At 62.0% G+C, this 23196-nt stretch carries 21 protein-coding genes and 1 tRNA gene; 12 read left to right on the forward strand and 10 right to left on the reverse strand.

The window, feature by feature from the left end; translation table 11 throughout:
* The first annotated feature begins 3 nt into the window (after positions 1–3).
* Both IT775_RS06645 and IT775_RS06650 read left to right on the forward strand, forming a co-directional pair.
* A complete protein-coding gene (locus IT775_RS06645; protein ID WP_212700304.1) occupies positions 4–1404 on the forward strand; it encodes an FAD-binding oxidoreductase in 1401 nt (466 codons plus the stop codon).
* 75 nt (positions 1405–1479) lie between these two features.
* On the forward strand, positions 1480–2772 hold the full coding sequence (locus IT775_RS06650; RefSeq protein ID WP_212700305.1) for a flavin-dependent oxidoreductase: 1293 nt from the start codon (positions 1480–1482) through the stop codon (positions 2770–2772).
* Positions 2773–2913: 141 nt separating this feature from the next.
* On the opposite strand, the gene IT775_RS06655 is transcribed toward IT775_RS06650, so the two are convergent.
* A complete protein-coding gene (locus IT775_RS06655; protein WP_212700306.1) occupies positions 2914–3984 on the reverse strand; it encodes a sodium-dependent bicarbonate transport family permease in 1071 nt (356 codons plus the stop codon).
* Between the two features lie 93 nt (positions 3985–4077).
* Between IT775_RS06655 and IT775_RS06660 the strand changes: the two genes are divergently transcribed.
* Complete coding sequence (locus IT775_RS06660; RefSeq protein ID WP_212700307.1) at positions 4078–4962, forward strand: LysR family transcriptional regulator; 885 nt, start codon at positions 4078–4080, stop codon at positions 4960–4962.
* A 137-nt stretch (positions 4963–5099) separates the two neighbouring features.
* Here IT775_RS06660 and hemC read toward each other — a convergent pair whose 3' ends face one another.
* On the reverse strand, positions 5100–6056 hold the full coding sequence (gene hemC / locus IT775_RS06665) for a hydroxymethylbilane synthase (RefSeq protein WP_212700308.1): 957 nt from the start codon (positions 6054–6056) through the stop codon (positions 5100–5102).
* A gap of 141 nt (positions 6057–6197) precedes the next feature.
* Between hemC and hemE the strand changes: the two genes are divergently transcribed.
* Entirely contained in the window at positions 6198–7244 is a 1047-nt protein-coding gene (hemE, locus tag IT775_RS06670) for a uroporphyrinogen decarboxylase (protein WP_212700309.1), read from the forward strand.
* A gap of 10 nt (positions 7245–7254) precedes the next feature.
* Here the strand turns inward: hemE and IT775_RS06675 are convergent, their stop codons facing one another.
* The 6 genes from IT775_RS06675 to IT775_RS06700 form a co-directional block, all read right to left on the reverse strand.
* Positions 7255–7632, reverse strand: a complete 378-nt coding sequence (locus IT775_RS06675) for a response regulator (protein WP_212700310.1) — start codon at positions 7630–7632, stop codon at positions 7255–7257.
* 5 nt (positions 7633–7637) lie between these two features.
* Positions 7638–10418 carry a PAS domain S-box protein gene (locus IT775_RS06680; protein WP_212700311.1) on the reverse strand — a complete coding sequence of 927 codons (2781 nt, stop codon included), beginning with the start codon at positions 10416–10418 and terminating at the stop codon, positions 7638–7640.
* A 284-nt stretch (positions 10419–10702) separates the two neighbouring features.
* Positions 10703–10779, reverse strand: a tRNA-Arg gene (locus IT775_RS06685).
* 94 nt (positions 10780–10873) lie between these two features.
* Positions 10874–12310 (reverse strand): sensor histidine kinase, encoded by a 1437-nt coding sequence (locus IT775_RS06690; protein WP_212700312.1) that lies wholly within the window; start codon positions 12308–12310, stop codon positions 10874–10876.
* 19 nt (positions 12311–12329) lie between these two features.
* Complete coding sequence (locus IT775_RS06695) at positions 12330–13745, reverse strand: dihydrolipoyl dehydrogenase family protein (RefSeq protein WP_212700313.1); 1416 nt, start codon at positions 13743–13745, stop codon at positions 12330–12332.
* Positions 13745–14479, reverse strand: coding sequence for a TVP38/TMEM64 family protein (locus IT775_RS06700; protein WP_212700314.1), 735 nt, complete (start codon positions 14477–14479; stop codon positions 13745–13747). The genes IT775_RS06695 and IT775_RS06700 overlap by 1 nt, the downstream gene beginning before the upstream one ends.
* Before the next feature lie 289 nt (positions 14480–14768).
* Between IT775_RS06700 and rpmH the strand changes: the two genes are divergently transcribed.
* The 3 genes from rpmH to yidD are packed head-to-tail and all read left to right on the forward strand — an operon-like array spanning position 14769 to position 15605.
* On the forward strand, positions 14769–14903 hold the full coding sequence (gene rpmH / locus IT775_RS06705) for a 50S ribosomal protein L34 (protein ID WP_005980833.1): 135 nt from the start codon (positions 14769–14771) through the stop codon (positions 14901–14903).
* 22 nt (positions 14904–14925) lie between these two features.
* Entirely contained in the window at positions 14926–15345 is a 420-nt protein-coding gene (gene rnpA / locus IT775_RS06710; RefSeq protein ID WP_212700315.1) for a ribonuclease P protein component, read from the forward strand.
* Positions 15342–15605, forward strand: a complete 264-nt coding sequence (gene yidD / locus IT775_RS06715; protein WP_212700316.1) for a membrane protein insertion efficiency factor YidD — start codon at positions 15342–15344, stop codon at positions 15603–15605. The genes rnpA and yidD overlap by 4 nt, the downstream gene beginning before the upstream one ends.
* A 21-nt stretch (positions 15606–15626) precedes the next feature.
* Here the strand turns inward: yidD and IT775_RS06720 are convergent, their stop codons facing one another.
* Complete coding sequence (locus tag IT775_RS06720) at positions 15627–15956, reverse strand: hypothetical protein (protein WP_212700317.1); 330 nt, start codon at positions 15954–15956, stop codon at positions 15627–15629.
* A 250-nt stretch (positions 15957–16206) separates the two neighbouring features.
* Positions 16207–16824, reverse strand: coding sequence for a DUF2202 domain-containing protein (locus IT775_RS06725; protein WP_212700318.1), 618 nt, complete (start codon positions 16822–16824; stop codon positions 16207–16209).
* Between the two features lie 560 nt (positions 16825–17384).
* On the opposite strand from IT775_RS06725, the gene ttcA reads away from it, so the two are divergent.
* The 5 genes from ttcA (at position 17385) to yihA (ending at position 23153) form a co-directional block, all read left to right on the forward strand.
* A complete protein-coding gene (gene ttcA / locus IT775_RS06730) occupies positions 17385–18254 on the forward strand; it encodes a tRNA 2-thiocytidine(32) synthetase TtcA (RefSeq protein ID WP_212700319.1) in 870 nt (289 codons plus the stop codon).
* Between the two features lie 61 nt (positions 18255–18315).
* Positions 18316–19836, forward strand: coding sequence for a putative bifunctional diguanylate cyclase/phosphodiesterase (locus tag IT775_RS06735; RefSeq protein ID WP_212700320.1), 1521 nt, complete (start codon positions 18316–18318; stop codon positions 19834–19836).
* Positions 19837–19948: 112 nt separating this feature from the next.
* Positions 19949–21757: a membrane protein insertase YidC gene (yidC, locus tag IT775_RS06740; RefSeq protein WP_212700321.1), complete on the forward strand. Its 1809-nt coding sequence runs from the start codon at positions 19949–19951 to the stop codon at positions 21755–21757.
* On the forward strand, positions 21754–22503 hold the full coding sequence (locus IT775_RS06745; RefSeq protein ID WP_212700322.1) for an MOSC domain-containing protein: 750 nt from the start codon (positions 21754–21756) through the stop codon (positions 22501–22503). Before yidC ends, IT775_RS06745 begins: the two co-directional genes overlap by 4 nt.
* Positions 22503–23153, forward strand: a complete 651-nt coding sequence (gene yihA, locus IT775_RS06750) for a ribosome biogenesis GTP-binding protein YihA/YsxC (protein ID WP_212700323.1) — start codon at positions 22503–22505, stop codon at positions 23151–23153. Before IT775_RS06745 ends, yihA begins: the two co-directional genes overlap by 1 nt.
* The last annotated feature ends 43 nt before the right edge of the window (positions 23154–23196 follow it).

Raw genomic sequence — 23196 nt, forward strand, 5'->3', positions numbered from 1 at the left:
AGGATGATCGAAGAACTGCGCGCAATCGTGGGCGATGCATACGCACTGACCGGGGCCGACTTGGCCACATGGTCGCAGGACTGGACCGGAACCTACCAATTCAATCCGCTGGCGGTTGTGCGTCCGGCCAACACGGCGGAAGTTTCCGAGATCGTCAAATGGGCCAACCGGACCGGCATCGCCATCGTGCCGGTGTCGGGCAACACCGGGCTGTCGGGCGGCACCCAGGCCGAAGGCGCCGTGATGCTGTCACTCGACCGGATGAACGCGATCCGCGAAATCCGCCCCGAGGCCCGCATCGCCATCGTCGAGGCGGGCGTGATCCTGTCCAACCTGCATGACGCAACCGAGGCGCAGGACCTTATTTTCCCGCTGACCTTCGGCGCCAAGGGATCGGCCATGATCGGTGGCTGCCTGTCGACCAATGCGGGCGGATCGAATGTGCTGCGCTATGGCAACACCCGCGATCTTGTTCTGGGGATCGAGGCGGTGCTGCCCACCGGCGAAGTCATGGAAATCATGAGCGAACTGCACAAGGACAATTCCGGTTACAACCTCAAGCACCTGCTGATCGGGGCCGAGGGGACGCTGGGCATCATCACCGCCGCCGTGCTGAAGCTGCACCCGAAACCGCGCGCCTATGCCACCGCAATGGTGGCGGTACCGGCCCTGCCCGATGCTTTGGTGCTGCTGAACCGGCTGCAACAGGAAACAGGCGGCGCGGTCGAGGCCTTCGAATACATGCCGCGCAAACATGTCGAGGTGCATCGACAAATCCACCCCGGTGCGCGCGAACCCTTCGAGGACCCGCAAGAGGTCAATATCCTGGTCGAGGTCGGCGCCACCGCGCCGCGCGATTGCGATCCCGGCCCCGACGGGCAGGTGCCTATTGCCGCCTACCTTGAGGAGGTTCTGGCCGGCATGTTCGAGGAAGGCATGCTGCTGGATGCCGTCGTGGCCCAGAACGAGGCACAGCGGCGCGAAATGTGGGAACGCCGCGAAGCCGCCGCGGAAATCGCCCTGTCGCGCCGCCCCGTTATCGTCAACGACATCGCGGTGCCGCTGGATCAGGTTGCCCCGTTCCTGGCGCGGATGGAAACCGTGCTGCCGGACGTCGACCCCGGCGCCGAACCGATCATCGTGTCGCATCTGGGCGACGGCAACGTGCATTACACCGTCTGGCCCGCCAGCCAGGATCCCGAGGTCCATGACGCCATCATGGAAGCGGTCGAGGATGTGGTGCTGGACATGGGCGGAAGCTTTTCCGCCGAACACGGGATCGGCACGTCGAAACTGCCCTCGATGCGGCGGCGCAAGAACCCAGTCGCGTTGCAGGCGATGAAGGCGATCAAGGCGGCGCTCGATCCCAACGGGATTCTGAACCCGGGCAAGCTGCTGCCCTGAGCGGGCGAATTTGGCCTTCCGAAGATAGTTATGTCTTGTTACAAACCGGCAGGTTTGGAACCGGGAGGAATACGGATGTCGCACCCCCTTGTGATGATTGCCGGTGGCGGCATCGGCGGGCTGTCTTTGGCGCTGACGCTGCAACAGATCGGCGTGCCCTGCGTGGTGTTCGAGGCGGTGCAGGAACTGCGCCCGCTGGGGGTTGGCATCAACCTGCAGCCCAACGCGGTGCGCGAGCTTTATGACCTTGGCATCGGGGCCGACGATCTGGACCAGGTCGGCGTCCCGGTCAAGGAATGGGCGCTGGTCGGGCTGAACGGCAACGACATCTATTCCGAACCGCGCGGCGAACTGGCCGGTTACAACTGGCCGCAATACGCGGTGCATCGCGGCAAGTTCCACATGCTGCTGTATCGCAAATTCGTCGAGCGCGCAGGCGAAGACGCGCTGCGGCTGGGCCAGCGTGTCACCGGATATGAAAATAACGCCGACGGCTCCGTCACTGCGATCATCGAACGGGCCGACGGAACCAAGACGCGCGAGACCGGCACGATCCTGATCGGCGCCGACGGCATCCATTCGGCAGTGCGTGCGCAGATGCATCCCGACCAGCCCCCGATCCACTGGGGAGGCGCGGTGATGTGGCGCGGCACCACGATGGCGAAACCGATCCGCACCGGGTCGTCCTTCGTGGGGCTGGGCACACACGAGCACCGGATGGTGATCTACCCGATTTCGCATCCCGATCCGGAAACCGGGCTGGCGCAGGTCAACTGGATCGCCGAAGTCACCTATGACGACCCTTCCGCACATGAAACCACCGGCTGGTTCCGGCAGGTGGAGCTGTCGGATTTCGCGCATCATTTCGACGGCTGGGAATATGACTGGCTGAACGTGCCGGAACTCTTGCGCGGGGCCGAGGTGGTTTACGAAAACCCGATGATCGACCGCGACCCGGTGCCGACCTGGCGCGACGGCGCGGTGGCGCTGATGGGGGACGCGGCGCACGCGATGTACCCCACCGGGTCGAACGGCGCCAGCCAGGCGGTGATCGACGCGCGCGAACTGGGCGCGGCGATGTTGACCCACGGGGTGAATGCAACGGCGCTGGAAGCCTTCAACGACAAGCTCTGCGGCCCGGTGTCGGAACTGATCCTGCGCAACCGTGGCGCCGGGCCGTTCGGATTGCTGAACATGGTCAACGACCGTTGCGGCGGCGCATTCGACGACATCGACGAGGTGATCCCGGCCGAGGAACGCGCCGAGTTCATGGCCAAGTACAAGGCCGCCGCCGGCTTCGCCATCGAGAAGCTGAACAAGGCCGACCGGACGATCCCGGAAGGGGCAAAGGTGGAAAGCGGCGCCTGAAATATGCTGTTCGGACCCGCAATGGATGGCTTCGTTCGCCTTCCATGTGGATAAACCGGACCTTCATACATTTTTCCTGAAGGTCCGGTTTTGATTTTCAAAATTCGTGAGAGCACCCCGAGCCCTGCCCCGGCCCCATCGTCAGATCAGCATGTCGGCCAAAGCGACGAAGAAGGGTATGCTCAAAATGGCAACTGGCGTCCCAAGCCCGGTGGAGGTGCCGACATAGGCCGAGGAATTCGCTTCGGGAAGCGCGCCACGTATCGTGGGTGGCCCCGAGATGTCGGAACTGGATGCGGCCATTACCGCCAGCAGAATGACACCGCCAGCGGAGAAGCCGGTCAGTTCGTGTGCAATCAGTCCAACGCCGAACCCCATGAGGCCATGAATGATCGGCGCGGTAACGCCGTAAAGAACATAGGCATGCGCCACATTGCGAAGCTCTGCGAACCGCGTCCAGGCCTCCATTCCCATAATGAGCATCAGGATCGACAACAGGCCCCGGAAAAGCGGTTCATAGAAGCTCTTGTAGACCGTGTCGGGTTCCGACAGGACGCCGAGCGCCAGCCCAGCGACCAGGGCAGAGATAGCTGGGCTCCGGAATGTGTCGACCAGGATCCCACGCACAAGATCGGAGCCGCCCACATCATCTGGCACTGCGTCTGCCGTGCGTGGGGCTCCGGCCGCAAGTGTTCCATTGCCGCTTAGGATCACGGTCGACGTGGCCCGCCGGGCGGCGCTTACCTTCGCCATCGCAATCGCGGTAACCAGGGCGGATATGTCCATAAACGGATAAAGCGCGCCGATAAACCCTTCGTAAGGCACGCCAGTGTCGTCCAGGATCGCCATGCCTGCGGCAAGGGTGGATGCCGAGACCGCGCCAAACAGGCCAGCCGTGGCCAGACCATCTACCTCGGAAACACCGCGCCAACGCGCAAGTGTGCGATTGCCAAGCAGGACAATGGCGATACCCACGATTGCGGCCCCGACAGCAGGCACAAGCAGTGAAATGAACTCTGAATTGCTGATGGAAATGCCAGAGCTCATGCCGACTTTGAGCAGCAGCAGGATCACGATGAACTTGTAGACGGGTTCCGGGACCTCAAACCTGCTGCCCAGTGCGGCCAGCATCATGCCGGCGATCAGGAAGGCGAGGGTTGGCTTTTGCAACTGCTCCAGGACAGTGCTGGCGATTGTCAGAATAATATCCATAGTGCGGCTCCGTTTGGATGTGCATGACGATCTACGGGACGCGGGTTTGAAATAAAAATATATCTTTAAGGAAATTTCGTTCTATAAATAAGAATGCATTCTCGTCTCAACTATCACCATCTGCGCTATTTTCGCGAAGTCGCGACCGAGGGCCATCTGGGTCGCGCAGCTGAACGTCTGAATGTGGCGCAGTCGGCCCTGTCTGTTCAGATCAAGCAACTGGAAGACAGTCTCGGGTTTAACCTGTTTGATCGCGTTGCGCGCAAGCTTGTCTTGACTGAAGCCGGGCGGATAGCGCTGGATCACGCCGACCGCATATTCAGTGCAGGGGATGAATTGCTGGCAACGCTGCAACAAAGCAGCACCGTCGAACCCCCGCTGCGCATCGGTGCGCTTTCGACCCTTTCGCGCAATTTTCAGCTTCAGTTTTTACGCCCGCTTCTCCTGGAAGGCGGTTGCAGCTTCTGGCTGAAGTCCGGAAATACCCAGATTCTGCTAAACGATCTTGAAACTTTGGCGCTCGACGTTGTCCTTACCACGCAGGTTCCTCATGGCGAATCTGCGTCACGTTTTGCGGCACAGCGGATCGCGGAACAACCCGTCCGCATTCATGGCAAGCAGGAACGCCTTGATCACGCCACGCTTGCAGAGCTGCTTCAGAATGAACCCGTGATCTTACCGACAGAAAGTGTGATCCGCACCGGCTTCGAAAACCTCGCGGCTAATCTGGGCATACAGCCCCGCATCGCGGCAAGTGTCGACGATATGGCTATGGTGCGGTTGCTGGCCCGGGAAGGCGTCGGGCTGGCGATTGCTCCATCTGTCGTGGTCGCTGATGAAATAGCAACCGGAGCTCTTGCAACTGCGACGTTTGACTTGGGCATCTCTGAACCATTTTTCGCTGTGACACTGCCGCGAAAGTTCCCTCACCCGTCCTTGGCAGGGCTGCTTCGGAAGCAATCATCCATCTTGCCATGACGAAAAGCGGGGCGTCGATTTTGCGCCAAGCCCGACGGATGGCACGGTGTCTCCGGTTGCCTCGTCATCGGCAAAGCCAAAGCTGACATGGGCAACCACACTATACGCTGTTAAAGAAGGCTTGAAGCCGAGCCCCCTCACCGCCAGCTGAAGAAATCCGGCCCCGCCTTGGCAAGCATATCCTTGGCCATCTGACGGCCCAGTTCCGCCCCGTCCTCGATGGCGCAGCTGCGATCCTCTGCGATCACCTCGGACCCGTCGGGGCGCAGCACCTCGCCGCGCAGGCGCAAAGTGCCGCCCGACAGTTCCGCCAGCCCGGCAATCGGGGTTTCGCAGGACCCGTCCAGCGCCGCCAGGAACGCCCGTTCCGCCGCCAGCCGCTGCGCGGTCTCGCCGTCGTGGATCGCCGCCAGCATGTCGCCCGCGCGGCTGTCGTCCGAACGCCGTTCGATGCCGATCGCGCCTTGCGCCACCGCCGGCAGCATGTCATCGGGATCGATCGCGGACCGCGCCACGTCGGCCATACCCAGCCGGTTCAGCCCCGCCATGGCGAGGAAGGTCGCGTCGGCCACCCCGTCTTCGAGCTTCTGCATCCGGGTCTGCACGTTGCCGCGGAATTCGGCCACGTTCAGATGCGGGAACCGGTGCAGCAACTGCGCCCGGCGGCGCAGCGACGACGAGCCGAGCAAAGCGCCCTCGGGCAGGTCCTGCAGCGTCTTGTATTTCAGCGACACGAAAGCGTCGCGCACATCCTCGCGCGGCAGGTAGCAATCCAGACACAGGCCCGCGGGCTGCGCCACCGGCATGTCCTTCATCGAATGCACCGCGATGTCAATGGCGCCCGAGATCATCACCTCTTCGATTTCCTTGGTGAACAACCCCTTGCCGCCGATTTCCTTCAACGGCTTGTCCGCCGCGATCAGCGCGCGGTTGTCGCCTGTGGTCTTGATCACCACGATCTCGAACGCCTCTTCGGGCAAGTCGAAAGCAGACGCGAGTCGCGACCGGGTTTCATGGGCCTGCGCCAGCGCGAGCGGGGAACCACGGGTGCCGATCTTCAGCGGCGAAGCGGGGGTGGGAAGGGTCAAAGTCATGCCCCCTGATTAGACGCGGCGCGGGCCGGAAACAAGCGCCCATGAGAGCCCTGCCCTGCGGCCTTTGGTTCCGCTTGCGCCTCAGCGCTTGACATCCGGGGCCCAGAAGGGGACCAACCCTGTCAAGCGAAAGGAAACCCGATGCCCGAGCAGAAGACTGAGCAGAAACTGATCCTCCGCGCCCTTGCGGGCGAAACCCTGCCCACCCCGCCGATCTGGATGATGCGCCAAGCGGGCCGTTACCTGCCCGAATACCGCGCGACGCGGGCGCAGGCCGGGGATTTCCTGTCGCTGTGCTACAACAGCGACCTGGCCGCCGAGGTGACGCTGCAGCCGATCCGCCGCTACGGCTTCGACGCGGCGATCCTGTTCGCCGACATCCTGCTGCTGCCGCAGGCGCTTGGCGCCGACCTGTGGTTCGTCACCGGCGAAGGGCCGCGCCTGTCCACCGTGACGACCGAAGACGAATTCAAGGCGCTGAAGGACAAGGACGCGATCCACGAGGTTCTGAACCCTGTCTATGAAACCGTGCGCATCCTGTCGCGCGAACTGCCCAAGGAAACCGCCCTGATCGGTTTCGCTGGCGCACCCTGGACCGTGGCGACCTACATGATCGCCGGACGCGGCACCAAGGATCAGGGTCCGGCGCGCGCGCTGAAGGCGGAAAACCGCGCAGTGTTCGAAGGCATCATCGATCTGCTGACCGAGGGCACGATCGAATACCTGTCGAAACAGATCGAGGCCGGCGCCGAGGTGGTCAAGCTGTTCGACAGCTGGGCCGGTTCGCTGAAAGGCGAGGATTTCGACCGCTACGCGCTGGCACCGGCAAAGAAAATCATCACCGAACTGAAGGCGCGGCACCCGGGCATCCCCGTCATCGCCTTCCCGCGCGAAGCGGGCGACAAGTATATCGGGTTCGCCAAGGCGACCGGCGCCGATTGCGTCGCCGTCGATGACAGCGTCAGCGCCGAATGGGCCGCCCAACACGTGCAGGTCGATGGATGCGTGCAGGGCAACTTGGCGTCGCGCCACATGGTCACCGGCGGGCAGGACCTGATCAATGAGACCCGCCGCATCGTGAAGGCGTTTTCCAAGGGGCCGCATATCTTCAACCTGGGGCACGGGATCACGCCGGATGCCGATCCCGACAACGTGCAACTGATGATCGACACCGTGCGCGGCGGCTGAGCCGCGCCGGTCAGGACGCTTTGGCCCGGATCGCGGTTTCGACCGCCGCCAGCAGGTCGGCTTCGAGAAACGGTTTGGGCAGGGTGGCCGCGGCCCCCATGAACCCCGCGACGTCAAGATAGCTCGTCGTGGCGTTGCGGCCGCCGCCCGACATGGCGACGATCGGCAGATCCGGAAACTCCTGCACGATCTCGCGGATTGTTTCGATCCCTTCCTTGTCCGGCATCACCAGATCGGTGATGACGACATCGAACGGCGTCGCGCGTTGTTTCGCGATCCCTTCCCCGCCGTTTCGGGCAACGACAACATCATGGTCATGCCGTTCAAGCATGTGCGAAACCGTGAAGCAGACGTCGTCTTCATCGTCGATCACCAGGATACGGGCCATGTTCATTACTCCATTTCGACAGGGGTGTTTCGGGGGTCCGGCAGCGGCAAGTAGATGGAGAACCGGGTGCCCTGCCCCGGTTCGCTGTCAACGGTGATGGCACCTTCGTGTTCACGGATGATGCCATGCGCCATGGACAGCCCCAAACCGGTGCCTTCGCCGACTTTCTTCGTGGTGAAGAACGGATCGAAGATATGCGCCTTTACATGGTCGTCCATTCCCGGCCCGTTATCCTGAACGACAAGTGTCGCGTATGACCCCGTGCGCAATTGAGGGTCGATCAACTCCCGCCTGCGCGGTCCAAGGTCTTCGCGCCGCAGGCTGACCTCGATCTTGCCGCCTTCCACGGCACCAATCGCCGCGGCCGCATTGTTGAAGATGTTCAGAAACAGGGTTTCGATCTGCACCTTGTCCGCGTCGACGACAGTGTCGCGATCGGTCATGTCGACGGACAGCGCGATATTGGATTGCAGGCTCGACGACGCGAGCGCCAGGGCATCCCGGATCAGGCCTTTGAGTTCGAACGTCTCGAATGCGGGCTTGTCCTGCCGACTGAACGCCAGAATGCGCGCCACGATGTCCCGCGCTCTTTCGCTTGCCCGGTGAATGCGCTCCATGACTTCGCGCTGTTCGCTGCCCTCCGGCAGATCATCTGCGCTGACACCGCTGAGCCCCACGATCGGCACCAACAGATTGTTCAGGTTGTGCGCCACGCCGCCTGCCAGGTTGCCCAGCGCTTCCATCTTCTGGACATTGCGGAACTGGGCTTCGGTACGTTTCCTTTCGGTAATGTCCGTAACGATCGAGAAGAAGCCGTCGATTTCCCCGTTTTCCCTGATGTACGGCACCATGGTGGTGCTCAGTTCGACCGTACCGTTCGAAACCGGGACCGTGCGCTCGAACTCGACGGTTTGGCCGGTCAGCACCGTGCGGATTCGGTCGTAGATGAACGGCAGCCCCTGTTCATCGATGATATCCTTGACAAATGCCCCCCGAATTTCCTCCGGCGTTTTCCCGAACCACTTTGCATAGGTCGGGTTGACCCGGCGGTACTGGAGGTCCTTCGAATTATAGGTCAAACCCACCGGCAGCGAATCCGACACCAGCCGGGCCTCGCGTTCGCTGCGCCGCAAGGCCTGTTCGGTTTTCAAGCGTTCGGTCACATCCTCGCCCGAACTCAGACATCCCTGGATGCACCCGTCTTCCTCGATCAGTGAGTTATGCCATGCCACCATGCGCCGGCTTCCGTCCTTGGTCATCACCGCGTTGGTGTACTGAGACAGCCCCCCCCCATTCCCTTCGACGATTGCAGAGAACACCTTGCGCACCTCATCTCGGTCCTCGGGGGGGAGGCAGGTGTCGAACCAGTCTTTGCCGATGAGTTCCTCGCGTTCGTAACCGATCAGCCGGCAGCCACTATCGTTGATCAAGGTGATTTCGCCCCGCCTTCCGAGCGCCACGATGATCGCGCCCGCGATGTTCAGGTATTCCTCGGCCCGCCTCTTGGCTTTCTCAAGCTCCTGCGTGCGCCGCGCCACCCGGCTTTCGAGCGTTTCGTTCAACTGCCGCACTTCGTTTTCCACGACACGGCGTTGCGTGATGTCCTGAACCGTCCCCCAAAGCGTGGCCGGTCGGCCTGCAGCATCATAGGCCAGTTCGGTTTCTTCGTGGATGTATCGCAATTCGCCCGAAGGCAGCGTGATGCGGTAATCGATGCTGTAAGGCCTTCCCTCGGAAGCGCCGCGCAGGACATCGGACACGACAGCCCGGTCATCCGGGTGGACGGTATCCAAAAAGGCTTCCTTGCTGGATGCGAATTGTTCGGGTGTCCTGCCCCAGATGCGATAGACATTTTCCGACCGCTGCACCGCGTTGGTCCGGATGTCCCAGCTGAAATCGCCGATTTTCGCGATCCGCTGCGCGTTGACGAGACGGGCGGTATTTTCCCGCAGTTCGGTTTCCGCCTTCCGGTTCCGAACAACCCGTTCCCGCCAACGGGATATCACTTCGCCGATTTCATCGAGCGACGCCGGGACCGGCAAGAACTTGTCCTCCGGTGGGGCCTGTGCGCCCCCGGTGGCGTTCAGGAAGTTTTTCACCGATTCAAGGCTGCGCCTGAAACTGCGCCACGCCAGGAAGGTTCCCGCCCCGGCAGCGGCGATCAGAATCAGCCACACGGCAAGGGTATCGTCCGTGAAGACCCCGGTGCGGTCATAGTAGTACGTGATCAGCAAGGTACCGATCATCACCGGCGTAAACAGGCCAAGCACCGTCAGCCGCAGCCACATCGGCGCGACCACGGCCGGGACACCGCGCGGGGCAAGGTATCGGCCGAGATGATCCGTCAGCATGAAAAACAGCGGCAGCGCAGTGATCATCAGGGCCGGGATTGCGGCAAACAGGCCGAACGCATGCTGCGCCATCGAATAGTCGCCATGCCCCAGGGCCTGCATGGAAGCATGTGCCGTCAGCACTCCGCCGATGAAATAGAAAGCGAGGATGACAAACAGTATCCAGGGCGTGATCTTCAGATACCAAAGCGCCCGTTCGGAAAATGTCGAATTGGCGCTGGAGATAACGAATTCCGCGTACCGTCCGATCGACCAGAAGGCGGCGACCATGCACAGCGCGGCATACAGGGCGTTCCAGCTTAGAAAGACCTGAAGGATTTCGGGGAATGGATAAAATCCGACAAAAGCCAACACCACAAAGCCGATCCCCGGCGGCAGGACAAGCGCCAATGCCGTGATGATGAACAGGCCGCGGCGAAATTGCGCGTCCGTCATTTTCTGCTGATCACTTTCCGGTTCGTTCAAGTCTCACCGCTTGATAGCTTGTATATGGATTGGACCATGGCGGTTCTTTGGCGGCGTTGCAAGCGCCCGCCCGACCGGGTCGGAACCTGCCCGCCGAAGCCGCTGAACCGCGTGGGACCTGCATGGCGGCCCCAACGAGAGGAGCAGCAACGATACTGGGCAGGAAAGCCCTGCGCATCATGCTTGCAGCCGGGCTGCCTTGCATCAAAATACTGAACCAAAAACAAAAAACCCGCCTTGCGGCGGGTTTTTAGTGGCGGACCGAGGAGGATTCGAACCCCCGACCCCTTGATTCGTAGTCAAGTACTCTATCCAGCTGAGCTATCGGTCCGTGGAGGCGGGATTTAGACCTTGCCGCCGGGCTTTGCAAGGGCAAATTTGAAGAAATTGACGAAGCATCGAAATTACTTGGAATTCCGAAGCATTCAGCCTTCCGGATCGGCCGCGACGGCCCCGGTCCTGTGTCCGTTCCCGTCAGCTTCACCGAAATCGCCCTTAGGCAGGCAGATTTCGAAAACCGTTCCGGCAGGTCCGGTTTCAAGCAGCCGCAACTGGCCGCCATGGCCACGCACAAGTTCCTGGGCGATGACCAACCCCAGCCCTGTGCCGCCCTTGCTGACGCCGCCCTGGAACGGGGTGAACAGGAATTCCTGCGCCTTGGGCGGCAGACCCGGGCCGGTATCGGCCACTAGGATGGTCCACTTCTCCTCCTCGTCGCGCGCCGCGACACTGATTTCGCCGGGGTCGCCGGAACGGATGATCGCCTGCCGCGCATTGCGCACCAGGTTGAAGATCACCCGGTACAGTTGTTCGGCATCAGCGCGCAGGTACAGGTCGGCCGGGATGTCCTCGGCAAAGGACAGGTCGTGATCGCCCACAGACAGCCTTTCGCTGTCGATCACGTCGCTGACGATATCCGCCAGGCAGACACGTTCCAGCCGTGGCGCGGGTTCCTCGGCCTTGCCGAAGGCCAGGGTCGATTCGCACAGGTGCACCGCCCGGGTGATCGAATTCACCAGCTTCGGCGCCAACCGCTTCACGCCGGGGTCCTCGGACATTTCGATCCGGTCGGTGAAAAGCTGCGCGCTGGTCAGCATGTTGCGCAAATCGTGGCTGACCTTGGCCACCGCGCCGCCCAGTTGCGCCAGCCGTTGCTTCTGCTTCAACGCACCGGTCAGCTGGGTTTCCATCAGGGCCAGCGCCTCCTCGGCTTGGCGCAATTCGCGCAGGCTGGATCGTGGCTGGATGATGCGACGTGTATCTTCGGGATCGGCGGCATAGGTTTTCATCTGCTGCACCACCTCCTTGATCGGCTTGACCAGGAACACCCGCACCGCCAGGAACAGCAACATCGCGGTGACGACCGAAATCAGCGCCGACAAGGCCAGGATGCGCAACCCGTAATCGATCATCGCATCGCGCAACCCGCCGGTTTCCATGGTAATCTCGATCAGCATCCCGGCCTCGCGCACCGGGTCGCCGATGACCCGGATGATCTGCGGCTCAGGGTTCAGCAACCGCATCATCGCGTCGCGGATCAGGGTGAAGGCGGGCGCGTCGCGCAAATCGTAGGTCGCGCCGATCGATCGCGGCATCGGCGCCGACAGGATCAACTGCCGCGCCTCGTCTCGACGCAGCACGACGTTGAACACCTCGGCGTTGCGCAGCAGTTCCTCTTCGAGGTCGGGTGAAATCATGTCATCGGCCAGCAGGGCCAGCGACGCGATCTGCGCCCGTTCAAGCCGCGACAACAGGTAATCTTCGCGGAACCGCGCGATCGAAGGCACGAAGATCAGCACCTCGGCCAGCATCACGAAGATGATGGTCAGGACAAGAAATCGGCCTGATAGCGTATTCAGCATAAGCGCTCCGTCATGCGGGTCACGGCAGCAGCTTCTGCACCAGCCGCACGACCCGTTTGACTGTAAGGTTATCAAACAGTTTGGGAGAGAAATAGGCACCCGCAGCACGCTTGTTAAGCTCTGCAATGGTCGGGTATGGCGCAATCATCGCGGAAATCCCCGCCATTTTCATGCCATTGGCGATTGCAAGCGACCACGTAGCGATCAGTTCCCCGGCCTGATGACCAACGATGGAGGCCCCGACGGGCCGTCCCTTGACCACCATCACCTTGATCAATCCCTTGGTCCGTCCCGTGGCGATCGCGCGGTCATTATGGGCATATTCGAACCGGGCGACCTCCAACCGGTCGCCGTATTTGTCTCGCGCCTGCGCCTCGCTCAGCCCGACCTGGGCCAGTTCCGGATCGGTATAGGTGGCCCAGGGGATATGGGCGGTGCTCACCCGTGCGGGCAGACCCAAAAGCGCCTGCCTGATGATCAGCCCGGCGTGATAGCCCGCGACATGGGTGAACTGCATCCCGCCCGCCACATCGCCGATGGCATAAACCTTCTTGTCGCTGGTCCGCAGCCGGTCGTCGACCGTGACACCCGCGCGGCCGGCGGCGATCCCGGCCTTTTCCAGGTCCAGCCGGTCGATGTTCGGCTTGCGCCCGACCGCGACCAGAAGGTGGGTCCCGGTGAACGCGCCCTTCGGCGTTTCCACCGTGATCTGACCGGCCTCACCGATGATCTTTTCGGCCGGGGTATCTTCGACGATCTCGACCCCTTCGGCGCGAAGGGCGCCCAGCGCGATAGCGGCCAGTTCGGGATCGTCCTTGCCCAGTGCCTTCATCGCTTCGATCACCGTCACCTTACAGCCCAGCCGACGATGCGCCTGCGCCATTTCCAACCCGATCGGTCCGCCGCCGATGATCAGCAGGTGGTCGGGCTTTTCGCGCAGATCGAACAGGGTTTCGTTGGTCAGATAAGGCACCGTGTCCAGCCCTGGAATCGGCGGGACCAGGGGCGACGACCCGGTCGCGATGACGATGCGGCGGGCGGTGATTTCGGTATCCCCGGCCTGCACCGTGCGCAGCCCGGTGAAACGGCCATAGTCGCGGATCACCCGCACGCCCAGACCTTCGAACCGTTCCTGGCTGTCGACCGGTGCGATCTGGTCGATCACCCGCATCACGTGATCCTTGGCCGCCGCGTAATCAATCTCGGGCGCCACCGGGGCGATTCCCATCGCCGCCCCCGACCCCATCGCGTGGGCGGCGTGACCGGCGGCCAGCAAGGCCTTGGAGGGCACGCAGCCGTAGTTGAGGCAATCGCCTCCCATCCTGTGCCCTTCCAGCAGCGTCACGTCGGCGCCCATCTGCACCGCGCCCGCCGCCACCGACAGGCCGCCGGACCCGGCCCCGATGACCAGCAGGTCGGTCTTGATACGTTGCATCAAATTCCTTTCCGGCCGCGTAGGGCCTTGATCATGACCGGCAGCAGCGCCAAGGCGCACAGCCCCAGCAGCGGCAACAGGATGGCGGGTTCGAAGATGATGCCCAGATCGGGGCTCTCGCCCCTCTCGAACACCTCGCCCAGCCCGGCACCGACCGAGGTGAACACCACGCCGGCCGGGATGATGCCGAAGAAGGTCGAGACGACGAATCGCGACAACGGCACGCCGACCATCGCCGGAATCAGGTTGGCGACGAAAAACGGCACCGCCGGAACCAGCCGGATGATGAAAAGCATCGACCACTGGTTTTCGTCGATCCCGTCCTTGATGCGCTTGATGGTGCCGGTGCCTTCTTCCATCCGGTCGGCCAGCCGCGCGCCCATTCCCCAGCGCGCAGCGAGGAAAATCGCCACTGCGCCGATCGTGGCGGCGGTGACGTTGAACAGGGCGCCGGGAAAGGTGCCGAACAGGAATCCGCCGGTCAGCGTCGACACCGCAGACCCGGGCAGAGAAAACGCCACGATCACGATATATGCCGCCATAAAGACCAGCACGCTCACAAGGTAGTTCTGATCGCGGAAAGCCAGCAATTCCTGCCGGTTTTCGCGCAGCGCCTCGAAACTGAGGTAGTCGCGCAGGAACACCACCCCCAGCACCGCCACGACGGCAATCAGAATCATCGGGACGTAGTGAGCGGGATGTCGGCGGGAAGGTTTTTGGGGACCGGTTGTCATGTGGCGATGCGCTTTTTAATGTTTCGTCGCAAAGATGCGCATTTCACGGCCGGTTGGACAGGGGTTTCACATCGGCTTGATCCGGGATAGCCAAAAACGTGAGTTTTTCGTCTCAAATCCGGATTTTGTAACAATTGCCCCATGCTCCGCCCGTTTTGCCCCGATTTTTTGTTGCAAAAGCGCGATCAGGCATTTGACTTGCCGGGAACTCCCCCCTATAGGACGGGCTTCGGATACCACGGGCCGGCGAATCCGCTTGTCAGGCCCCAATTGAATTGGAGACGGAGCGATGAAACGCACCTACCAGCCCTCGAACCTGGTTCGCAAGCGCCGCCACGGCTTCCGTGCGCGTATGGCCACCAAAGCAGGCCGCAAAATCCTGAACGCGCGTCGCGCGCGTGGCCGCAAGTCGCTGAGCGCGTAAGCCTCAGCCACTTTTCGGACAGATGACACCGCCGGAGGCCCCTGTGAATGGCGATAGCGCCGCCACGGGGATCACCCCCCCGGCGGTTTCTGTTTGCCTGTCCGTCATTCAAAAGCGCCCCGATTTCCTGCGCGCCGCCCGCGCCCGCCGGCAGGGCACCGCCGGCATGATGGTGCAGGGGCGCAAACGCGGACCCGACGAGCCGGCGCAGGGCATCCGCGTCGGCTTTACCTGTTCCAAGAAGGTCGGTAACGCGGTGGCCCGCAACCGGGCCAAGCGGCGGCTGCGCGAAGTGGCGCGGCAGGTTTTGCCCGAACATGGCCGCGACGGCTGGGATTACGTCCTCATCGGCCGGGCCGAGGTCACGGCGTCGCGCCCCTTTGAACAGCTCAAGACCGATCTTATCTATGCGCTGAAAAAGCTGCACCAGGATCGCAAATGACACCGCTTGCCCATATCGCCGCCCTGCCCGTCCGGGCCTACAGGCTGCTGTTTTCGCCTTGGGTGGGCCATGGCTGCCGCTTTCAGCCGACCTGCAGCGCCTATGCGCTTGAGGCGCTGGAAAGGCATGGCGCGATCAAGGGCAGCTGGCTGACGATCCGCCGCATCGGGCGTTGTCATCCGCTGGGCAGTGACGGCTATGACCCGGTGCCGGGCAGCGACCCGGAACACGACGCAAAATCCAACCGGAATCAGACCTGACCATCGGCGAAGCCGCGGCCGTCAGGACACCCACTTGTTCTTCAGAACCCATTTGCCGGGTCCCCAGTTTTCGAACCGCGCATCCCCGACCATCCCGACCGCCACATTGTCGAGGCCGATCTGCGGAATAACCAGAACACCATAGGTGAACGCCCCTTCCAGATTGCCGGAAGCGGAAAACAGCCCGATTTCGTTCTTGCGCCAGGCCACCGTTCCCTTGGCCGCCCCCAGAAAATCGGTCGGATGGCAGCGCCATTCCTCGATGCCCGGCGCGGCCCCGATCTTGATATGCAGCTTTGCCTTGTGCCCCTGCGCCTCCAAGTCAAACGAAAAGCTTGAAACGGATGCCATTCACGTACCCTCATCAATCACGGTCCAACCATCGGGCCGCATCTCTGACGATACTTTAACGGAAATCTTGCGCGCGTAGGTTGAGGAATGTCAATCCACGCACAATTGGGTTGGCGCCCCGGCAGACGGCTTGGTTCCGGGCATGACCCCGGCCCGCTGCCCGAAGGCGCAAGCCCCATGCCTCCTGTCGCCGGGAGAAGAAGGCCGGCATTCCGGCCGGCCTTCGCTCCGGGCTGCATCATGCTCAGGCCTAGAGAAGCACGTCCTGGAACGCTTCGAGATGATTGGCGGACCCCGCCAACAGGTTTTCGTAGATCGAGGCAAGCGCCGTGCCCTCGACCGCATCGGCGGCCTCGGCGATATCGATCATGTCCTTTTCCTCGATCGCGACGCCAACCTCGAGCGCATCGGTCGCCGACACGCTGCCTTGCGCGATAAGCGTATCGTAAAGCTGCTGAAGCTCTTCGTCGACGAAGGTGCCGCTGGGTTCGTAGATGAATTCGTCCACGTCCAGACCGATGCTTTCGGCCAGGTCAACCAGCGCATCGAAATGCTGGCTTTCGGATGCCGCGACATTTGCGAAGATTTTCATCCCGTAGAGGTCGTAAAACGCCTCGTAGATATCCCCGGCGAGCTTTTCCTCTTCGATCATGAACAGCAGTTCGCTGATAGCTTCGTCGCTATAGGTGATTGTAACGGTCTGCGCGTCCGTATCGCCGGTCCAGAAACCTGTTCCGCCCTTTTTGCCGGCGAAAAGCTGTTCAACCGTCGTCCCGCCATTTTCCGCAACGGTGACGCTTTCGGAACTCGATTCGCCCTGCCTGCCTGCACTGCCTGCAAATTCCTTGCTGTATTGATACTGGTACATTGCCTTCCTCGTTTTCAGGTGCGCGCTTCACTCATCCACAAATATTCTGTTTTTGATATATATAACTCGCTGGGGTTGCAAGTCCGCTGATGGCAGCCTGGAAATTCCATCCATTTGATCAGCGGATCCTCGCCTGCGCCCAAGCCGTTCAGGACGGGGCGATGGCCGGTTCATGTCCATGCCTACAGCCAAGGCGCATGCCCCCGGCCCGGCCTGAAAATTCTCGGGACCGGGGCTTGAGCTAAAGCATACTTGAACTTTTACGATGCCTGCGACTCAGTAGAGGAGGATCACCGAATGTCGCAAGATGTCACCGCAGGCGCCCCGCATCACGACCTGATTTCGAGCATCGGAAAGTTGGTGGAACGGCACGGCCGTTGGTCCGTGCTTCGCGCCCTTTTCACAGTGTCGAACAAACGTCGCCCCCGGCGCTTATACCCGTCCGAGCTCAATGATCACCTGCGCCGCGATCTGGGTCTGACGCCGGACCAGAGACATTGGTGACCACCCCTGCCTATGTTTGCTTGCCCGGAAGCCTGCAATGCCCTATTTGGCGCGCTATGCTTGATGATGCAGACGAAATCCACCCGCTGTTCCACGGCGCGCCGCAGTCCACGGAGTTCAAAAAACTCCGCAAGCGGATCGTGCGCTATACGCGCGAGGCGATCGAACAATACGGGATGATCGAAAAGGGCGCCAAATGGCTGGTCTGCCTGTCGGGCGGCAAGGACAGCTATACGCTGTTGGCGGTGCTGCACGAATTGAAATGGCGCGGGCTGCTGCCGGTGGAACTGCTGGCCTGCAACCTCGACCAGGGGCAGCCGGGGTTCCCGGCCACCGTGCTGCCGGAGTTCCTGCAAAAGATGCAGGTGCCGCACCGGATCGAATACCAGGACACCTACAGCGTTGTTATGGACAAGGTCCCGGCGGGCCGGACCTATTGCGCGCTCTGTTCGCGGCTGCGGCGCGGCAACCTGTACCGGATTGCCCGCGAGGAAGGCTGCAGCGCCGTGGTGCTGGGGCATCACCGCGACGACATCCTTGAAACGTTCTTCATGAATCTGTTTCACGGCGGGCGGCTGGCGACGATGCCGCCGAAGCTGGTGAACGAAGAAGGTGACCTGTTCGTCTATCGCCCGCTGGCCCACGTGGCCGAGGCCGATTGCGAAAAGTTCGCGCGTGCGATGAATTACCCGATCATCCCCTGTGACCTGTGCGGTTCGCAGGACGGATTGCAGCGCCAGCAGGTCAAGCAGATCCTCGATCAATGGGAAAAGAACAGCCCGGGCCGCCGCCAGGTAATGTTCCGGGCACTGATGAATATCAGGCCGTCGCACATGCTGGACCCGAAACTGTTCGATTTCGCCGGGCTGACACTGGGAACGGATAAAATTGACCAGATTTCGGACGAGGTTCCGAAACTGCGTTAATTCGCTCTTGAGAATTATTGCCTAACCTTCTCGCAGCCAATGCGAGAAAGGGCATTCCGTCATGCAAGACATACCGCCAGCATTCGAAGGGCTGCGTCGCAAATTGCGCGCCGCGCTGACCGGTCCGCATATCCTTGCATTCCTGCCCGCCGTGGTTCTGGGCGCCTTCTGGTTCGGCGGTGAAGGCTGGCTTCTGGCCGTGTCGCTGGGCCTGCCGGTGCTGTATGCCCTTGCCGGCGGCTTCAGCCAGACAATCAGCTATCGCCCCGGCGACGCCGCGCCGCGCCTGCCCGACCTGCTGCGCGAAAACCTGGCCGAGGCACAGAGCAAAGACCAGCGGATGGCCTGTTTCCTGCTGGCGCTCGACGATTTCGACAAGTTGCTCGACCATCACGGGCAGGGCGTCGCGCAGCAGATCTGCGAACGGCAGGTCGGCCGGATCGGATCGGCGCTGCGTCCGGGCGATTACGTGCTGCAGCGGCCTGGTGGCGAATTTGCCGTGGTCCTGGCGCCGGTGCGCCATTTCAGCCTTGAAACGGCGATCCAACTGGCGCGCCGGCTGCAACGCGCGGTGGAAGAACCGATCGCGGTGGATGCCAGCAATGTCTACGTGTCCTGCGCGGTCGGTTTCGTGCTGGATCGGCAAATCAACAAACCCGACGCCGAAACGCTTCTCAACGCCGCAGAAGCGGCTTTGGATGAAGCGCTGCTCAATGGTCCGTCTGCCATCCGGGCCTATTCCGCCGGCATGAAAGCGGCGCATATCAGCCGCAGCGAACTGGCCCGCGACGCCGAAGAGGGGTTGGAAACGGGTGCGTTCCAACCGTGGTTCCAGCCGCAGATCTCCACCGATACCGGCGAAGTCACCGGCTTCGAGGCCCTGGCCCGCTGGACCCATCCGCGCCGCGGCATGGTGCCGCCGTCCGAATTCCTGCCACTGCTGAAACATCACGGAATGATGGAACGGCTGGGCGAGGTCATGCTGACGCGATCACTGCTGGCGCTCAGCCGATGGGACGAGGCCGGGTTCAACGTGCCGCAGATCGGGGTCAATTTCGCCTCGGACGAGTTGCGCAATCCCAAACTCGCCGACCGTATCGGCTGGGAACTCGACCGGCTGAACCTGCCGCCGGAACGGTTGGCGATCGAGGTTCTGGAAACCGTCGTGTCCGCCGCCCCCAGCGACATGATTGCGCGAAATATCAACGCGCTGTCGCAGATGGGCTGCAGCATCGACCTTGATGATTTCGGCACCGGGCATGCCTCCATCGCCTCGCTGCGCCGCTTCGCCGTCAAGCGCATCAAGATCGACCGTTCTTTCGTCATGAAGGTGGACAGCGACCGCGAACAGCAACGCATCGTGGTGGCGATCCTGGCTTTGGCGGAACACCTGAAGCTCGACACCTTGGCCGAAGGGGTCGAATCCACTGGCGAACACGCCATGCTGGCGCAGCTTGGCTGTCACCATGTCCAGGGCTTCGGCATCGCCCGGCCGATGCCGTTCGAACAGACCCTGGATTGGATTCGCGCCAATGACGCCAAGCGTCAAAAAACTCCCCGGATCGAACGTCGTATCGGCTGAACCCCAGCGAAACACCGCATATGAAGCCATATCGGGTGAATCCGCTTGACCTTTGGGGCCGCACTCTGTTGAACCGGCACCGAAGAATTCCAAGGACAGGCACGCACCCCCGATGGACGATCAGAACAAAAACCTCATCCTGGCAACCGCGCTCAGCTTTGCCGTCATCCTGGTATGGTTCCTTCTGTTCCCGCCGAAGGAACAGGCCCCGACCGATCCCAACGCAGTTGCCGTGACCGAGCAAGTGGCCGAACCGGGCACCGCACCGACCGCCACCGCACCGGCCGCCAGCACCGCGACCACAGCCGTGGTCGAAGAAGCGGACACCGACGCGCCGCGCCTGACCATCGACACGCCGCGCCTGGCCGGGTCGATTTCGCTGAAAGGTGGCCGCGTCGACGAACTGAGGCTGAAGGATTACCGCGAAACGATCGATGAAGGTTCCGACATCGTGACGATGTTGTCGCCGCTGGGCAGCGACAATCCCTATTACGCCCTGTTCGGCTGGGCTCCCGGAACCGGGCTGAGCCTGGATCAGGTGCCCGGCGCCAACACGGTCTGGTCGGTGGAAAGCGGTGACACGCTGACGCCGCAAACCCCCGTCACGCTGGTCTGGGACAATGGCGCTGGCCTGACCTTCCGCCGCGAAATGTCGGTAGACGAAGATTACATGTTCTCGGTCCACCAGACGGTGCAGAACAATGGCGACGCGACCGTGACCCTCGCCCCCTACGGCATGATCGCGCGGCATGGCGAACCCGCCAATGCCAAGAAATTCTTCATCCTGCATGAAGGCCTGGTCGGCATGGCCGATGGCGAGTTGACCGAAACCAGCTACAAGGACGCCGCCGATTTCGATTTCGATCCGCGCGAAGGCGCCCGCGCCGAGGTCGCCCAGGTGACCGAAGCCGGCTGGATCGGGTTCACCGACCACTACTGGATGGCGACGCTGATCCCCGCTGCGGGGCCGTTCAAATCGGCATCGAAATACGATGAGGCGCGCGACCTGTACCAGACCGAGGCCGTGCTGCAGACCAAGACGCTTGCCCCCGGCCAAACCGTCGAGGCCGACATGAGTCTCTTCGCCGGCGCCAAGGAATGGGAAACCATCCGCCACTACCAGAACGACAAGGGTGTGCCGGGCTTCATCGATTCGATCGACTGGGGCTGGTTCTTCTTCCTGACCAAGCCGATCTTCTGGCTGCTGCACACGCTGCACGGGCTGATCGGCAACATGGGGTGGTCGATCATCGGCCTGACCATCGTGATCAAGGCGATCGTCTTCCCGCTGGCCTACAAATCCTACGCTTCGATGGCGAAGATGAAGGAATTGCAGCCTAAGATGGAAGAACTGAAGAAAGCCGCCGGCGACGACCGCCAGAAGGTACAGCAGGGCATGATGGAACTGTACAAGAAGGAAAAGGTGAACCCCGCCTCGGGCTGTCTGCCGATCCTGATCCAGATTCCGATCTTCTTCTCGCTCTACAAGGTGATCTTCGTCACGCTGGAACTGCGCCACCAGCCCTGGATCGGCTGGATTAACGACCTCAGCTCCCCCGATCCCAGTTCGATTCTGAACCTGTTCGGCCTGCTGCCTTTCGCCGCGCCGGCGCAGGATTCGTTCATTGCGATCATTTCGCTGGGGATTCTGCCGATCCTGCTGGGCATCTCGATGTGGCTGCAGCAGAAACTGAATCCGGCACCCACCGATCCGGCGCAGAAGATGATCTTTGCATGGATGCCATGGGTGTTCATGTTCATGCTGGGCAACTTCGCCAGTGGGCTGGTTCTCTACTGGATCACCAACAACACGATCACCTTCATCCAGCAATATTCGATCATGCGCCTCCACGGCTACAAACCGGACGTGTTCGGCAACATCAAGTCGAGCCTCGCGCGCAAGAAACCGGAAAATAAATGAGCCGTCTGGCCCATATCGTCCGCCATCCGATCAAGTCGGTTGGATACGAGGACCTGCAAAGCGCGCCCCTCTCGGAGGGGCGCGTTCTGCCTTTCGACCGGCATTGGGCGGTAGCGCATGATGCGGCCAGGTTCGACGGGCAGCCGACCGAATGGATGGGCAAGCAAAACTTCGTCCGCGGCGCGGCGGGGCATCCGCTGATGGCGGTCAGAGCGCGGCTGAATGAAGCATCGGAAACCGTCACCCTGTCCCATCCCGAAACGCATGACATCACGGTACGACCAGCCAGTGACGGCGCCGCGCTGATCGACTGGCTGCGCCCGTTCTGGCCGGAAAACCGCCCCGCCCCCGCCCAGGTGGTCAGGCTGAAAGACCAGGCATTGACCGATGTGCCAGATCCTTATGTTTCGGTGCTGAACCTCAATTCGCTGAAAGACCTCGGCCAGCGCATGGGGCGGGACCTGTCGATCCACCGTTTCCGCGGCAACCTTTGGGTCGACGGCTGGCCCGCGTTCGAGGAATACGGCCTGATCGGCAAAACCATTCGCGTCGGCGCTGCCGAATTGCGGGTCGAAACCCGCATCACCCGCTGCGTCGCCACCACCGTAAATCCCGAAACCGGCCAATCCGATGCCGACACGCTCGGCGCGCTGAACGCCGCATTTGGTCATCAGGATTTCGGCGTCTATGCCCGCGTCGTCAAATCGGGCATGGTAGCGGTCAACGATAAGGTTGAGATCCTCTGATGCAATTGCCCTTCCCGCTTGTCGAAGAACCCGACGAAATCACCACCGAAAAGGGCCGCAAGCTCTTTGCCGGGCAGACCGATTTCCTCAAGGGCGTGGTCGCCATGTCCGGCCTGCCGCCGTCGGACCGGATCGAAGTCTGCTTCGCGGGCCGGTCGAATGTCGGCAAGTCGAGCCTGATCAACGCGCTGACCGGGCGCAAGGGTCTGGCGCGCGCTTCCAACACGCCGGGGCGCACCCAGGAAATCAATTTCTTCACCGTGGGCGAAGACCATTACCTGGTCGACCTGCCCGGCTATGGTTTTGCCAACGCGCCGCTGGCGGTGGTGGAAAAGTGGCAACGGCTGCTGAAGCAATACCTGTCGGGCCGGCAGAACCTGCGTCGCGCCTTCGTTCTCGTCGATGCGCGCCACGGCATCAAGAAGGTGGACGAGGAAATCATGTCGCTCTTGGACAGTTCCGCCGTGACCTTCCAATGCGTTCTGACCAAGGCGGACAAGGTCAAGGCCAAGGACCGCGAAGCGGTTCTGAAACAGGTGCGGGAAAAGCTGTCGAAACACCCCGCCGCCTTCCCCGAACTGATCCTGACGTCGAGCGAAAAGGGCGACGGCATCGCCACCCTGCGCGCCACCATCGCGTCGCTGATCTGACGATATAAGCAGCGAAGCCGGGACGGTCAGGCGCTGGCCCGAC

Source organism: Thalassovita aquimarina (genome assembly GCF_018219815.1).
In the GTDB taxonomy this organism is placed as follows: domain Bacteria; phylum Pseudomonadota; class Alphaproteobacteria; order Rhodobacterales; family Rhodobacteraceae; genus Thalassobius; species Thalassobius aquimarinus.